The organism is Enterobacter genomosp. S (assembly GCF_001631805.1).
Taxonomy (GTDB): domain Bacteria; phylum Pseudomonadota; class Gammaproteobacteria; order Enterobacterales; family Enterobacteriaceae; genus Enterobacter; species Enterobacter quasihormaechei.
The window spans coordinates 214173-229425 of sequence record NZ_LVVA01000018.1 but is presented as its reverse complement, the minus strand read 5'-3'; the positions used below and the strand labels follow the sequence as shown (position 1 = coordinate 229425).

The window sequence follows — 15253 nt, the reverse complement described above, 5'->3', positions numbered from 1 at the left end:
TAAGTACGGAGAACAATTATGAAACGTGCATTTATTATGGTGCTGGACTCATTCGGCATCGGCGCAACCGAAGATGCAGAACGTTTTGGTGACGTGGGTTCCGATACCCTGGGTCACATCGCGGAAGCCTGTGCAAAAGGCGAAGCGGATAACGGTCGTAAAGGCCCTCTGACTCTACCTAATCTGACCCGCCTCGGGCTGGTAAAAGCGCATGAAGGCTCTACCGGTAAAATCGCAGCTGGTATGGACGGTAACGCGGAAGTGGTGGGCGCCTACGCCTGGGCGCACGAGCTCTCTTCCGGGAAAGATACCCCGTCCGGCCACTGGGAAATTGCCGGTGTGCCGGTGCTGTTCGACTGGGGTTACTTCTCCGATCACGAGAACAGCTTCCCGCAGGAGCTGCTCGATAAGCTGGTGAAGCGTGCCAACCTGCCGGGCTACCTCGGTAACTGCCACTCTTCCGGCACCGTGATTCTGGATCAGCTCGGCGAAGAGCACATGAAAACCGGCAAGCCGATTTTCTACACCTCTGCTGACTCCGTGTTCCAGATTGCCTGCCACGAAGAGACGTTTGGCCTGGATAAACTCTACGAGCTGTGCGAAATCGCCCGTGAAGAGCTGACCGAAGGCGGCTACAACATTGGCCGCGTGATCGCACGTCCGTTTATCGGCGACAAAGCGGGTAACTTCCAGCGTACCGGTAACCGTCACGACCTGGCCGTTGAGCCACCGGCACCTACCGTGCTGCAAAAGCTCGTCGACGAGAAAGGCGGTCAGGTTGTTTCCGTGGGTAAAATCGCGGATATTTACGCCAACTGCGGCATTACCAAAAAGGTCAAAGCGACCGGTCTGGATGCGCTGTTCGACGCCACCATCAAAGAGATGAAAGAAGCGGGCGATAAGACCATTGTCTTCACCAACTTCGTGGACTTCGACTCCTCCTGGGGCCATCGTCGCGATGTAGCCGGTTATGCGGCAGGCCTGGAGCTGTTCGACCGCCGTCTGCCAGAGCTGATGGAGCTGGTGGGAGAAAATGACATTCTGATCCTGACCGCCGACCACGGCTGTGACCCAACCTGGACCGGTACTGACCACACCCGCGAGCACATTCCGGTGCTGGTGTACGGCCCGAAAGTAAAACCGGGTTCGCTGGGGCACCGTGAAACCTTCGCGGACATCGGCCAGACGATTGCGAAATACTTTGGTACGTCTGACATGGAATATGGCAAGGCTATGTTCTAAACGGATTGGGTGCGGCCTGATGCCCTCACCCCGGCCCTCTCCCACAGGGAGAGGGAGAACAGAATGTAGGCCGGGTAAAGCGTAGCCGCCACCCGGCAAAAACAACAATGTAAAAGGAACTGAAGATGGCAACTCCTCACATTAATGCAGAAATGGGTGATTTCGCTGACGTCGTATTGATGCCGGGCGACCCGCTGCGCGCGAAGCACATTGCAGAAACCTTCCTCGAAGACGTGCGTGAAGTGAACAACGTTCGCGGCATGCTGGGCTTCACCGGTACCTATAAAGGCCGCAAAATCTCCGTTATGGGCCACGGCATGGGTATCCCGTCCTGCTCCATCTACACCAAAGAGCTGATCACCGATTTCGGCGTGAAGAAAATCATCCGCGTAGGCTCCTGCGGTGCGGTGCGTATGGACGTTAAGCTGCGTGACGTGGTGATCGGCATGGGCGCATGTACCGACTCTAAAGTTAACCGCATCCGCTTTAAGGATCATGACTTTGCGGCAATCGCTGACTTTGACATGGTGCGTAACGCGGTTGACGCGGCAAAAGCGCTGGGCGTTGACGCGCGCGTGGGCAACCTGTTCTCTGCCGATCTGTTCTACTCGCCAGAAGGCGACATGTTTGATGTGATGGAAAAATACGGCATCCTGGGCGTGGAAATGGAAGCGGCGGGTATCTACGGCGTGGCGGCTGAGTTTGGTGCGAAAGCGCTGACCATCTGCACCGTGTCTGACCACATCCGTACTCACGAGCAGACCACCGCTGCCGAGCGTCAGACCACCTTCAACGACATGATCAAAATCGCGCTGGAATCCGTTCTGCTGGGCGATAAAGAGTAAGAGCTGTTGTGCCGGGTGGCGGCTTCGCCTGACCCGGCCTACGTTTTGCAGGCCCGCTAAGCGCAGCGCCAGCGGGCTTTTTTACTAGCGTACTGCCTGCGCAATCCATGCTGATAAGTCCCGCAACTCTTGTTCCTGTTCCGGGAAATCAACAAGTAACGCGTCACACTCCTGTTGCAGCATATCCGCCCGGTACAAACAGCCCTGCAAACGTGCCGCCAGCGCCTCCAGCGGTGCCGGATTCAGGCTATCGGTAAACACTTGCGTACGGGAGATATGACCTTTTTCCACGTCAAAGTGCAGCTCCACGCCGCCCCAGGTGAAGCGCTCGTCCAGCAGGTGTGAAAACGCCGGTGCCTGGCCGAAGTTCCACTCCCAGCTGCTCTGGCGGGCAAAGGTTTCAGCGAAGTTGGGCAGGTCGGGGGTCTTATCCGGCGAAATCACTTCCGCCTCCACGCGCTCGCCGTAATGCTCAAAGAAGGCTTCACGGATCGCATCGCAAATTTGCTTGTGGGTAATGCCCGGCAGCAGTTCCACCAGATTCGTCACGCGACCGCGTACGGAGGTGATCCCTTTCGCCTGGAGCTTTTTCTTGTCCGGGTTGAGGTAGTTTGCCAGACGGCTCAGGTCGGCGTTCAGCAGCAGGGTACCGTGGTGGAATCCGCGATCCGGGGTTTCGCGGTAGGCGGAGCCTGACACTTTCCGATTGCCCTCGGGCGTTTTCACGACCAGATCGTTACGTCCGGAGGCTTCGGCCTTCACGCCGAGCGCATTGAGCGCGTTGAGGACAATAGAGGTCGAGATGGTTTTATCGTATTCCGGCTTGCCCGCCATAAAGGTAAAGCAGGTATTGCCCAGATCGTGAAACACTGCGCCACCGCCGCTGCTGCGGCGGGCCAGGCGGACGTTGTCCTCTTCCATACGGCGGGTGTTACACTCTTTCCAGGGGTTTTGCGCGCGGCCAATGACGACCGTATCGGCGTTGCGCCAGAGAAACAGCACGCGCTGGGTGGCGGGCATCTGGCGGAAGATGCACTCTTCCACCGCCAGGTTAAACCAGGGATCGTAAGAGTCAGAGATAAGCAGGCGTAACGTCGTCATGGCAGAGTTCCTTTTCCGAATCATCTGCCTACTTTATCACTATTCTTTCTTCTCGCTCTCTTCCTCTTCGGGAACCGGCTTACTGGCGGTTAGCAGGAATGGCGACTGCTGCCAGCGGGTGCGCTTGCCCTGAAGCAACGTGCGCGCCAGCACGACGCCAATCGCCAGCGAGAGGAGCAGCATCAGGCGCAAAATATTGGTGGTGTTATCCACCTGTTTGGCTTCGGTTGGCAGGGTGTGGGTATCGAGCGTCAGGCGTAAATAGCCGAGCGGACCATTTTTGCCCTCAATAGGTTCGACGATTTGCTGATTGAAATAACCGCCGGCTTTTTTGCCGTCCAGCGCCAGCCTGTCGCGCACGTCGACATGCTCACCCGCGCGGGCAATCAGGTCGCCCTGTTCATCGTACACGCCCGCATCCAGAATGCGGCTGTTTTCCGTGAGCTGTCGTAACACCAGGGCTATCCGCTTGTCGTCCGGCGTTTCGGTGCGCATAGACGGCGCAACGTTAAGCGTCACCTGGCGCGCCAGCGTGCGGGCCAGCTCTTCAAACTGCGGGTTACGTTGCCGTTGGTGATTCTGGCTAAACCAGGATGCCCCCTGCATCAGCGCCACTAACAGGGCGAGACAGATAAGGACGATCACGGCGCGATGAAGCCGGAATTTCAGTTTTGCGCGAGCCATATTCCACCTGCTGAAAATTTACGGCTTAATGTTGCCAGAAGTGATGGTTACAGGGTAGCCTCATGCGTTATTTTCCCTCGGGAACCTTCCGGCGCGAACGAAATTACAGGAGCTTCAATGCCGAACATTACCTGGTGCGACCTGCCAACGGATGTCTCTTTATGGCCAGGATTGCCGCTCTCGTTAAGTGGCGATGAGGTGATGCCTCTCGATTACCACGCTGGCCGTAGCGGCTGGCTGCTGTACGGACGCGGCCTGGATAAGCAGCGCCTGACCCAGTATCAAACCAAACTGGGCGCAGCGATGGTCATCGTTGCGGCCTGGTGCGTGGAAGATTATCAGGTCATTCGCCTCGCGGGTTCCCTGACGCAGCGCGCCACGCGCCTGGCGCACGATGCCGGGCTGGACGTTGCCCCGCTCGGCAAGATCCCGCATCTGAAAACGCCGGGCCTGCTGGTGATGGACATGGACTCTACCGCCATTCAGATCGAATGTATCGACGAGATCGCTAAACTGGCGGGCAGCGGCGAACTGGTGGCGGAAGTCACCGAGCGCGCGATGCGCGGCGAGCTGGATTTCACCGCCAGCCTGCGACAACGCGTGGCGACGCTGAAGGGAGCCGATGCGAACATTTTGCGTCAGGTGCGCGATGAACTGCCCCTGATGCCGGGGCTGACGCAGCTGGTGCTCAAGCTGGAGACGCTCGGCTGGAAAGTGGCGATTGCCTCCGGTGGGTTCACCTTCTTTGCCGATTACCTGCGTGACAAGCTGCGTCTGACCACCGTGGTGGCAAACGAGCTAGAGATCATGGACGGCAGGCTGACCGGTCAGGTCATCGGCGACATCGTGGATGCGCAGTACAAAGCCAGAACCCTGACGCGCCTGGCGGAAAAGTATGAGATTCCGGTCGAGCAGACCGTCGCCATCGGCGATGGCGCGAACGATCTGCCGATGATCAAAGCTGCCGGTCTGGGTATTGCCTACCACGCCAAGCCAAAAGTGAATGAAAAGACGGAAGTTACTATCCGTCACGCTGACCTGATGGGGGTGTTCTGCATTCTCTCCGGCAGCATCAACCAGAAATAACGGTCTGCGCTGTAGGCCGGGTAAGCGTAAGCGCCACCCGGCACGCAGGCTGCACAGAAATAACGAGGTAAACCGTGGCGAAAGCTCCAAAACGCGCATTTGTCTGTAATGAATGTGGTGCGGATTATCCGCGCTGGCAGGGGCAATGCAGTGCCTGTCATGCCTGGAACACCATAACCGAAGTGCGTGGTGTGGCGGCTTCGCCGAGCGTGGCCCGCAATGAGCGTCTGAGCGGCTATGCGGGCAATGCAGGCGTGTCGAAGGTACAAAAACTTTCGGATATCAGCCTTGAGGCGCTGCCGCGCTTCTCAACCGGATTCAAAGAATTTGACCGCGTGCTCGGCGGCGGCGTGGTGCCGGGCAGCGCGATTCTGATCGGCGGTAACCCGGGGGCGGGGAAATCGACCCTGCTGCTGCAAACGCTCTGCAAGCTCGCCGAACAGATGAAAACCCTGTACGTGACGGGTGAAGAATCCCTCCAGCAGGTGGCGATGCGCGCTCACCGTCTCGGCCTGCCGACCGGTAACCTGAACATGCTGTCGGAAACCAGCATCGAGCAGATCTGCATGATCGCCGAAGAAGAGCAGCCGAAGCTGATGGTCATCGACTCCATCCAGGTAATGCACATGGCGGACATCCAGTCCTCGCCGGGCAGCGTGGCGCAGGTGCGTGAGACCGCCGCTTACCTGACGCGCTTTGCCAAAACGCGCGGCGTGGCGATTGTGATGGTGGGCCACGTCACCAAAGACGGTTCGCTGGCGGGTCCGAAGGTGCTGGAGCACTGTATCGACTGCTCGGTGATGCTCGACGGCGATGCGGACTCCCGCTTCCGTACCCTGCGCAGCCACAAAAACCGCTTCGGCGCGGTGAATGAACTGGGCGTTTTTGCCATGACCGAGCAGGGGCTTCGCGAAGTCAGCAACCCGTCGGCCATCTTCCTGAGCCGCGGCGATGAGATCACCTCCGGCAGTTCGGTAATGGTGCTGTGGGAAGGGACGCGTCCGCTGCTCGTCGAAATTCAGGCGCTGGTGGATCACTCGATGATGGGCAACCCACGGCGGGTGGCGGTCGGTCTGGAACAGAACCGCCTGGCGATCCTGCTGGCGGTGCTGCACCGTCACGGCGGCCTGCAAATGGCGGATCAGGATGTGTTCGTCAACGTGGTCGGTGGCGTGAAGGTGACCGAAACCAGCGCGGACCTGGCGCTTCTGCTGGCGATGGTCTCCAGCCTGCGCGACAGGCCGCTGCCGCAGGATCTGGTGGTGTTTGGCGAAGTGGGGCTGGCGGGCGAAATTCGCCCGGTGCCGAGCGGACAGGAGCGTATCTCCGAAGCGGCAAAACACGGCTTCCGCCGCGCGATTGTTCCGGCCGCCAACGTGCCGAAAAAAATCCCGGAAGGGATGCAGGTTTTTGGCGTTAAAAAACTCGCAGATGCGTTAAATGTCTTTGACGACTTATAATTACGTATTCGATTTTGCAGGAGGCACCGTAATTTATGTCATCATTTGACTACATCAAGACCGCGATCCGCCAGAAGGGCTGCACGTTGCAGCAGGTGGCGGACGCCAGCGGCATGACCAAGGGCTACCTGAGCCAACTGCTGAACGCCAAAATCAAAAGCCCCAGCGCGCAGAAGCTTGAAGCGCTGCACCGTTTTCTGGGGCTTGAATTTCCGCGGATGCAAAAGAACATTGGCGTGGTGTTCGGCAAGTTCTACCCGCTGCATACCGGGCACATCTACCTGATCCAGCGCGCCTGTAGCCAGGTCGACGAGCTGCATATCATCATGGGCTACGACGAAACCCGCGATCGCCAGCTATTTGAAGACAGCGCCATGTCGCAGCAGCCCACGGTGCCGGACCGCCTGCGCTGGCTGCTTCAGACGTTTAAGTATCAGAAAAATATTCGCATTCATGCCTTTAATGAAGAGGGCATGGAGCCGTATCCGCATGGCTGGGACGTGTGGAGCAACGGCGTCAAAGCGTTTATGGAAGAGAAGGGCATTACGCCTAACTGGATCTACACCTCTGAAGAGTCCGATGCGCCGCAGTTCCGCGAGCATCTGGGCATTGAAACCGTGCTGATCGATCCTAAACGCACCTTTATGAACATCAGCGGTGCGCAGATCCGTGAGAACCCGTTCCGTTACTGGGACTATATCCCGACCGAGGTGAAGCCGTTCTTCGTGCGTACGGTGGCGATCCTTGGCGGCGAGTCGAGCGGCAAATCGACGCTGGTCAATAAGCTGGCGAATATCTTCAACACCACCAGCGCGTGGGAGTACGGACGCGATTATGTCTTCTCACACCTCGGCGGTGACGAGATGGCATTGCAGTATTCCGACTACGATAAAATTGCGCTGGGACACGCCCAGTACATTGATTTTGCGGTGAAATACGCCAACAAAGTCGCGTTTATTGATACTGATTTCGTTACCACGCAGGCGTTCTGTAAAAAGTACGAAGGACGTGAGCACCCGTTTGTGCAGGCGCTGATTGACGAATATCGCTTTGACCTGGTGATCCTGCTGGAAAACAACACGCCGTGGGTGGCCGACGGCATGCGCAGCCTGGGCAGCTCGGTGGACAGGCGCGAGTTCCAGACCATGCTGGTTGAGATGCTTAACGAAAACAACGTTGATTTTGTGCATGTTGAAGAGTCGGACTACGACACCCGTTTCCTGCGCTGCGTCGAGCTGGTGAAGGAGATGATGGGGGAGCAGGGTTAGGGTGAGGGGAACTATCCACTCAGAACTCAACCACTACCTCCCCACGCATATACCCCTGCGGCGCAATCATTTCACTGACCTGTGCTCCTCGATGAAATGCGTCTTGTTGAGGCTAGTCTGGTAAGGGATCAGCTGCGTGATAAGATGGACAATCCAGAGCTCACCGTTCGCACGGGGTGAACAATCATGTTTAAACAGCTTCAGGATATGGCGCTGTTTGCGCTGGTGGCAGAAATGGGCAGCTTTACCGCGGCGGCGCTGAAAGCTGAGCTGCCGAAATCCAGCGTCAGCCAGCGCATCAGCCAGCTTGAACAGCAGGTGGGGATCCGTCTGCTGAATCGCACCACGCGCAGGATCAGCCTGACGTTCGCGGGCGAGCACTATCTGGTGCACTGTCGCGAGATGCTGGCGGCCAGCGAGCGGGCGGAATATGCCATTCAGCGCCTGCGCGAAAACCCCAGCGGACGGCTGCGTATGACGTGTCCGGCGGGGATTGGCGCGACCCTGCTGGCGCATATGAATGCCGAATTCCAGCTTCGCTATCCTGACGTTTCGCTCGATGTCTCAATTTCAGATGATGTCCTCGATCTTGTGGAATCGGGTTTCGACGTTGCCCTGCGAACCGGGAAACCTCAGGACTCTTCCCTGATCGGCCGCATGATAGGGCACTGTCCACGCTACATGCTGGCATCGCCCGACTATCTGGCGCGCCGGGAGCCGTTAACCCATCCCCGACAGCTGGTGGATCACCGCTGTATTACCCATAAATCCTGGGCTGAGTGGTTGTTGCAGAGCGAGAGCGAGGATTATCGCTTTCTGCCGGATAACGCCCATCTGACGGATAACCTGGTGTACGCCCGCGAATGCGCGATTGCCGGGGCGGGGATCACGCTGCTACCCGCATTCCTGCTGGAAGACAAAATCAAGAGGGGCGCGCTGGTGAAAGTGCTGCCGGAGTGGAGCGTTGAGGGAAACGATCTGTGGCTGGCCTATCCGAGCCGTAAGCTCAATTCGCCCGCGCTGATGAGCTATATCGAGTTTGCGATGCAGTTTGACGAGGTGAAGCGGTATTACGTTGGCAAATAAAAAAGCCGGGTGGCGGCTTCGCCTTACCCGGCCTACAAACAGCGCAGAACCGTAGGCCGGGTAAGCGTGAGCGCCACCCGGCTTTTTTGGGCACTTACTTAGCAATACGCTTGTACTTAATACGCTTCGGCTCCAGCGCGTCAGCGCCCAGCGTGCGTTTCTTGTACTCTTCGTATTCGGTGAAGTTACCTTCGAAGAACTCCACTTTACCTTCGTCCTGGTAGTCCAGGATGTGGGTCGCGATACGGTCAAGGAACCAGCGGTCGTGCGAGATAACCATGGCGCAGCCCGGGAACTCCAGCAGGGCGTTTTCCAGTGCGCGCAGGGTTTCGATGTCCAGGTCGTTGGTCGGTTCATCGAGCAGCAGAACGTTGCCGCCAACCTGAAGCAGTTTCGCCAGGTGCAGACGACCACGCTCACCGCCGGACAGTTCGCCCACGCGTTTACCCTGGTCGGTGCCCTTGAAGTTAAAGCGGCCAACATAGGCGCGGCTTGGCATCTCGGTATTGCCGATACGCATGATATCCAGCCCGCCGGAGACTTCTTCCCACACGGTTTTGCTGTTGTCCATCGCGTCGCGGAACTGGTCCACGGAGGCCAGCTTCACGGTCTCACCCAGGGTGATAGAGCCGCTGTCAGGCTGCTCCTGACCGGACATCATACGGAACAGGGTCGATTTACCCGCGCCGTTCGGACCGATAATGCCCACGATCGCACCTTTCGGTACGGAGAAGGTCAGATCGTCGATCAGCAGGCGGTCGCCGTATGACTTACGCAGGTTGGTCACTTCAACCACTTTATCCCCCAGACGTGCTCCTGGCGGGATAAACAGTTCGTTGGTTTCGTTACGCTTCTGGTATTCGGTGTTGTTCAGCTCTTCGAAGCGCGCCAGACGGGCTTTGCCCTTAGACTGACGGCCTTTCGCGCCCTGACGAACCCACTCCAGCTCTTTCTCGATAGACTTGCGACGGGCCGCTTCCTGAGACGCTTCCTGCGCCAGACGCTGATCTTTCTGCTCCAGCCAGGAAGAGTAGTTGCCTTCCCACGGAATACCTTCACCGCGGTCCAGCTCCAGGATCCAGCCTGCCACGTTGTCGAGGAAGTAACGGTCGTGGGTAATTGCCACCACGGTGCCTTCGAAGTCGTGCAGGAAGCGCTCCAGCCAGGCCACGGATTCCGCATCCAGGTGGTTGGTCGGTTCGTCGAGCAGCAGCATGTCTGGTTTTTCCAGCAGCAGGCGGCACAGCGCCACGCGGCGGCGTTCACCACCGGAGAGATTCGCGATTTTCGCATCCCAGTCCGGCAGACGCAGGGCATCGGCCGCGCGCTCCAGCTGCACGTTCAGGTTGTGACCGTCGTGCGCCTGGATAATTTCCTCATATTTGCCCTGCTGAGCGGCCAGTTTGTCGAAGTCCGCATCCGGCTCGGCGTATTTGGCATACACTTCATCCAGACCTTTCAGCGCGTTAACCACCTCGGACACCGCTTCTTCCACGGATTCACGTACGGTGTGTTCCGGGTTCAGCTGAGGTTCCTGCGGCAGGTAACCGATCTTGATGCCAGGCTGCGGACGGGCTTCACCTTCGATGTCTGTATCGATGCCGGCCATGATGCGCAGCAGGGTGGACTTACCGGCACCGTTGAGACCCAGCACACCAATTTTTGCGCCCGGGAAGAAGCTCAGCGAGATATTTTTAAGAATATGACGTTTCGGCGGGACAACTTTGCCGACACGATGCATGGTATAAACGAATTGAGCCACGTTGGACTTCGCCTCTTTTATCGTGATGAGAATGAATTTCAGCCTCGAAGTGTAGCCTTTTTCACGCCCTAATCCCAGCCAGGAACGTCGGGAGTGTTAAAACGTGCAAGAAAGGTAAAAAAGTGTCCACGACGTGGCGCGTTGTAGGATGCCTGGTTAGCATAAGTTGAGGTAACTTTGACGTGGCAAGACGCTGCAACTAACGAAAAACAATGAGGAAGAGCTTGTGGAAAAAGCCAAACGGGTGGTCTGGCGTCTGCTGGCTGCCAGCGTATGCGTAATGGCGGTAAGCCAGGCGGTGCATGCCGATTCACTGGATGAACAACGTAACCGCTATGCCCAGATTAAACAGGCATGGGACAACAAGCAGATGGATACCGTGCAGGCGCTGATGCCGACGCTTAAGGATTATCCGCTGTATCCGTACCTTGAGTATCGCCAGATCACGGACGATCTTATGAATCAACCGACCGTCACCGTGAATAACTTCATTCAGGCGAACCCGACCCTGCCGCCCGCGCGCACCCTGAAATCCCGGTTCGTGAACGAGCTGGCCCGTCGTGAAGACTGGCGCGGCCTGCTGGCCTTCAGCCCGGATAAACCGGGTGCGACGGAAGCGCAGTGTAATTACTATTATGCGAAATGGGCGACCGGTCAGCAGGAGGAAGCCTGGGCCGGGGCGAAAGATCTGTGGTTGACGGGCAAAAGCCAGCCAAACGCCTGTGACCCGCTTTTCAGCGCCTGGCGCGCCTCGGGCAAGCAAGATCCGCTCGCTTACCTGGAACGCATTCGCCTGGCAATGAAGGCCGGAAACACCCGGCTGGTCAACGTGCTGGCGGGCCAGATGCCAGCGGATTATCAGACCATTGCGTCTGCCGTTATCGGTCTGGCAAACGATCCCAACACCGTGCTGACGTTTGCGCGTACCACCGGCGCGACCGATTTTACCCGTCAAATGGCGGCGGTGGCCTTCGCCAGCGTGGCGCGTGACGATGTGGAAAACGCGCGGCTAATGATCCCGCAGCTGGTGCAGGCCCAGCAGCTTAATGACGATCAAACCCAGGAGCTGCGCGACATTGTGGCGTGGCGACTGATGGGCACGGATGTCACCGACGAACAGGCGCGCTGGCGTGACGATGCGGTGATGCGTTCAAACTCCGTTTCGCTGGTGGAGCGCCGCGTGCGCATGGCGCTGGGCATGGGCGACCGCCGCGGCCTTAATACCTGGCTGGCGCGTCTGCCGATGGATGCCAAAGAGAAAGATGAGTGGCGTTACTGGCAGGCGGACCTGCTGCTGGAGCGTGGCCGTGAAGACGAAGCCAAAGCGATCCTCCACTCCCTGATGCAGCAGCGCGGATTCTACCCGATGGCGGCGGCACAGCGTCTGGGCGAGGAGTACACGCTGAAGATCGACAAAGCGCCCGCCAACGCGAACCCGGCGCTGACCCAGGGGCCAGAAATGGCCCGCGTGCGCGAGCTAATGTACTGGAATCTGGATAATACCGCGCGCAGCGAGTGGGCCAATCTGGTCACCAGCCGTACCGTCGATGAGAAGGCGCAGCTTGCCCGCTACGCGTTTGATAATCGCTGGTGGGATCTGAGCGTACAGGCGACGATCGCCGGCAAGCTGTGGGATCATCTTGAGGAGCGTTTCCCGCTGGCGTACAACGATCTCTTTGAGCGCTACACCCGCGACAAAGATATCCCGCAGAGCTACGCAATGGCAATCGCGCGCCAGGAGAGCGCCTGGAACCCGAAAGTGCGTTCTCCGGTGGGGGCCAGCGGCCTGATGCAGATTATGCCGGGCACCGCGACGCACACGGTGAAAATGTTTAATATCCCGGGGTACAGCAGCCCGTCCCAGCTACTGGATCCGGATACCAACATCAACATCGGTACCAGTTACTTGCAGTACGTCTATCAGCAGTTCGGTAATAACCGCATCTTCGCGTCAGCGGCGTACAACGCAGGGCCTGGGCGCGTGCGGACGTGGCTCGGCAACAGCGCAGGGCGACTCGACGCCGTGGCGTTCGTTGAAAGCATTCCGTTCTCGGAAACGCGCGGATACGTGAAGAACGTGCTGGCGTATGACGCCTACTATCGGCACTTCATGGGGGAAAAAGATGCCCTGATGAGCGATGCCGAGTGGCAGAGACGTTACTGATCGGCGTGGGTTGTGTTATGCTGTACTCGTTAATGAGTACAAGAGGCAGCATAACATGACCCAGCATTCCCCGTATTCCTCGGCCATGGCCGAACAGCGTCATCAGGAGTGGCTTCGTTTTGTGGAGCTGCTTCGACAGTCTTATGACAAAGATCTGCATTTACCGTTGCTCCAGCTGATGCTGACGCCAGACGAGCGTGAAGCGCTGGGTACGCGGGTACGCATTATTGAGGAACTGCTGCGCGGCGAAATGAGCCAGCGCGAGCTGAAAAACGAGCTGGGCGCGGGCATCGCGACGATCACCCGTGGATCGAACAGCCTGAAGTCTGCGCCGGTTGAGCTGCGCCAGTGGCTGGAAGCGGTATTGCTGAAAAACGCCGGATGACGGCTTCGCCTTATCCGGCCTACAAACTTAACGATAAATCGCGTTATGAAACGGGCTCAGCGCCAGGATCACCGCCTGATGGTAAACCCCTGAACGCGTGAGCTTACCCGCCGTAAAGACGCCAATCGCCCCTTCTTTACGCCCAATTTCATCAATGCCGGTGTACTGTGACATCACTGGCCCGAGCGCTTCACCTGCGCGGACTTTTTCCAGAATGACCTCCGGCAGCGGCAGGGTGGCTGAACGCGCTTCGCCGCGCTGCTCGCGGCTTTCGATGACAACCCAGCTAAAGGTTGCCCCTTCGTCGATGCCCGCTTCAATCGCGACCCAGAAGTCAGCGTCGGGTGCGGCGGCTTTTGCATTCGCCACGCGATTTCGTGCGCCAGCGCGCGTTTCCTCGCTGCCAAACGGCTGTTCCGGCACGCCACTCTCGACGCCGACGGCGTCAATATGGCAGGATCCTTCGCCGAAGATCTCTTCAAATGCCCTTAGAATTGCCTGAATTTTGGCAGGATTGGTGGTAGCAGAGATAACATGGTGCATAATTAAGCTCGATTAAAAAATTCATCGCAGTATAACGGAAAAAAAGCATGTTACAGGTATACCTTGTTCGCCACGGTGAAACGCAGTGGAACGCCGAGCGACGTATTCAAGGCCAGTCAGACAGTCCTCTCACCGACAAGGGTGTGCAACAAGCGTGGCAGGTGGCGGAGCGCGCCAGAACGCTGGGCATCACTCACGTTATCTCCAGTGATTTGGGCCGCACGCAGCAGACGGCACGCATCATCGCCGATGCCTGTGGCTGTGACGTCACCCTCGAACCGCGCCTGCGCGAGCTGGATATGGGTGTGCTGGAAAAACGTCCTATCGATACGCTGACGGAAATCGAAGAAGGCTGGCGTCGCATGCTGGTGAACGGTACCGAAGATGGTCGTATTCCTGAAGGGGAATCCATGCAGGAGCTGAGCGTGCGTATGCATGCCGCGCTGGCGGAATGCCTCAAGCTTCCGGCAGGCAGCCGTCCGCTGCTGGTGAGTCACGGTATCGCGCTGGGTTGCCTGGTGAGCACCATTCTGGGTCTGCCGGCTTACGCCGAGCGCCGTTTACGTCTGCGCAACTGTTCCATTTCCCGTATCGACTATCAGGAAAGCGCCTGGCTGGCATCGGGGTGGGTGGTTGAAACGGCAGGGGACATTTCGCATCTTGATGCCCCTGCACTGGACGAATTACAGCGTTAACGACGTACCGGAATCAGGAATTCCATACGCAGATTGATAGGGCCTTCTTCCGGTTTAGCATCCTGTGCCGGATAGTAGCGCTCAATGTCCTGACCTTTACGGCGATTCAGATTCAGCATCGGCATGCAGGTCCCGTAAACGGTCAGGATGAACTCCTGTACGCCCGTTCCTAACCCTTCGTATGAGAACATTACATATTCGCCGCCTTCCAGCACGACAGGCTGCGAGCCATGAATGTACCCGTTCGCCATGTCAGGCGTGAGCGCCGTGGTATAAAACACCTCCTGCTCGTCGTCTTTTTCCTGGCTTGGATGCGTTTCGTTCAGGCCATACAAAATCGGCGGGATCGCCGGCGCGTGGCTTAAAAATTCGCGCCAGAACTGAACGCGCATCTGATGGCGGAACTCGGAGATCTGCTCCAGGGAACAGGAGTAGCTCTGGGTGGTGCCGACCAGGTGCGTTTCCGGCAGGGTGATGATTTCATATTTCGGCATCGCGAACTCGCCCAGACGCAGCGGCGGACGCATACCAAAGGAGCTCCAGTCAGGCGAGCGACGATAAAGCGCTGGCGTTAACGAGAACTGTTTCTTAAAGGCGCGGGTAAAGGTTTGCTGTGAATCGAAGCGATATTGCAGAGCAATATCGAGGATGGGTCGCGCGGTCAGACGCAACGCAACAGCAGACTTTGATAACCGACGTGCACGAATATAGGCACCGATAGCATGACCGGTGACATCCTTGAACATCCTTTGCAGATGCCACTTGGAATAGCCTGCTTTTGCCGCCACATTATCCAGTGACAATGGCTGGTCGAGATGACCTTCCAGCCAGGTGAGCAGGTCGCGAATAATTCCAGCCTGATCCATATACTATCCTCATCCTTAAAACTGCCGCAGGTGCCTGTTTACAGGTTAGCGGATAATAGCATTTTT

Annotated in this window: 14 protein-coding genes; 9 read left to right on the top strand and 5 right to left on the bottom strand. The window is 57.9% G+C overall.

Going from position 1 to position 15253, the window contains the following annotated elements:
- Positions 1-18 precede the first annotated feature (18 nt).
- Together deoB and deoD are read left to right on the top strand one after the other, a co-directional pair.
- Entirely contained in the window at positions 19-1242 is a 1224-nt protein-coding gene (gene deoB, locus A3466_RS11965; protein ID WP_063450721.1) for a phosphopentomutase, read from the top strand.
- A 125-nt stretch (positions 1243-1367) separates the two neighbouring features.
- On the top strand, positions 1368-2087 hold the full coding sequence (deoD, locus tag A3466_RS11960; protein ID WP_003856538.1) for a purine-nucleoside phosphorylase: 720 nt from the start codon (positions 1368-1370) through the stop codon (positions 2085-2087).
- Positions 2088-2171: 84 nt separating this feature from the next.
- Here deoD and lplA read toward each other — a convergent pair whose 3' ends face one another.
- Entirely contained in the window at positions 2172-3188 is a 1017-nt protein-coding gene (lplA, locus tag A3466_RS11955; RefSeq protein WP_063450720.1) for a lipoate--protein ligase LplA, read from the bottom strand.
- Between the two features lie 39 nt (positions 3189-3227).
- Complete coding sequence (locus A3466_RS11950) at positions 3228-3872, bottom strand: YtjB family periplasmic protein (protein ID WP_063450719.1); 645 nt, start codon at positions 3870-3872, stop codon at positions 3228-3230.
- A gap of 117 nt (positions 3873-3989) precedes the next feature.
- Between A3466_RS11950 and serB the strand changes: the two genes are divergently transcribed.
- The 4 genes from serB to A3466_RS11930 all read left to right on the top strand — a co-directional run bounded on the left by serB (position 3990) and on the right by A3466_RS11930 (position 8772).
- Positions 3990-4958 carry a phosphoserine phosphatase gene (gene serB / locus A3466_RS11945; RefSeq protein ID WP_063450718.1) on the top strand — a complete coding sequence of 323 codons (969 nt, stop codon included), beginning with the start codon at positions 3990-3992 and terminating at the stop codon, positions 4956-4958.
- 74 nt (positions 4959-5032) lie between these two features.
- Positions 5033-6418 (top strand): DNA repair protein RadA, encoded by a 1386-nt coding sequence (gene radA / locus A3466_RS11940; protein ID WP_003856523.1) that lies wholly within the window; start codon positions 5033-5035, stop codon positions 6416-6418.
- Positions 6419-6453: 35 nt separating this feature from the next.
- Positions 6454-7686: a multifunctional transcriptional regulator/nicotinamide-nucleotide adenylyltransferase/ribosylnicotinamide kinase NadR gene (gene nadR / locus A3466_RS11935; RefSeq protein WP_063450717.1), complete on the top strand. Its 1233-nt coding sequence runs from the start codon at positions 6454-6456 to the stop codon at positions 7684-7686.
- Between the two features lie 186 nt (positions 7687-7872).
- A complete protein-coding gene (locus tag A3466_RS11930) occupies positions 7873-8772 on the top strand; it encodes a LysR family transcriptional regulator (protein ID WP_063450716.1) in 900 nt (299 codons plus the stop codon).
- A gap of 94 nt (positions 8773-8866) precedes the next feature.
- On the opposite strand, the gene ettA is transcribed toward A3466_RS11930, so the two are convergent.
- The gene (ettA, locus tag A3466_RS11925; protein WP_006810191.1) at positions 8867-10534 is read right to left on the bottom strand and encodes an energy-dependent translational throttle protein EttA; all 1668 of its coding nucleotides are present in this window, start codon (positions 10532-10534) and stop codon (positions 8867-8869) included.
- A 226-nt stretch (positions 10535-10760) separates the two neighbouring features.
- Here ettA and sltY point away from each other — a divergent pair, with 226 nt between their 5' ends.
- Together sltY and trpR are read left to right on the top strand one after the other, a co-directional pair.
- The gene (sltY, locus tag A3466_RS11920; RefSeq protein WP_063450715.1) at positions 10761-12698 is read left to right on the top strand and encodes a murein transglycosylase; all 1938 of its coding nucleotides are present in this window, start codon (positions 10761-10763) and stop codon (positions 12696-12698) included.
- A gap of 55 nt (positions 12699-12753) precedes the next feature.
- Positions 12754-13083, top strand: coding sequence for a trp operon repressor (gene trpR, locus A3466_RS11915; RefSeq protein WP_003856511.1), 330 nt, complete (start codon positions 12754-12756; stop codon positions 13081-13083).
- A gap of 27 nt (positions 13084-13110) precedes the next feature.
- On the opposite strand, the gene yjjX is transcribed toward trpR, so the two are convergent.
- Positions 13111-13626: an inosine/xanthosine triphosphatase gene (gene yjjX, locus A3466_RS11910; protein ID WP_063450714.1), complete on the bottom strand. Its 516-nt coding sequence runs from the start codon at positions 13624-13626 to the stop codon at positions 13111-13113.
- Between the two features lie 47 nt (positions 13627-13673).
- On the opposite strand from yjjX, the gene gpmB reads away from it, so the two are divergent.
- Positions 13674-14321: a 2,3-diphosphoglycerate-dependent phosphoglycerate mutase GpmB gene (gene gpmB / locus A3466_RS11905; RefSeq protein WP_063450713.1), complete on the top strand. Its 648-nt coding sequence runs from the start codon at positions 13674-13676 to the stop codon at positions 14319-14321.
- On the opposite strand, the gene robA is transcribed toward gpmB, so the two are convergent.
- Positions 14318-15187, bottom strand: coding sequence for an MDR efflux pump AcrAB transcriptional activator RobA (gene robA / locus A3466_RS11900; RefSeq protein WP_063450712.1), 870 nt, complete (start codon positions 15185-15187; stop codon positions 14318-14320). The genes gpmB and robA overlap by 4 nt on opposite strands.
- Between the last annotated feature and the right edge of the window lie 66 nt (positions 15188-15253).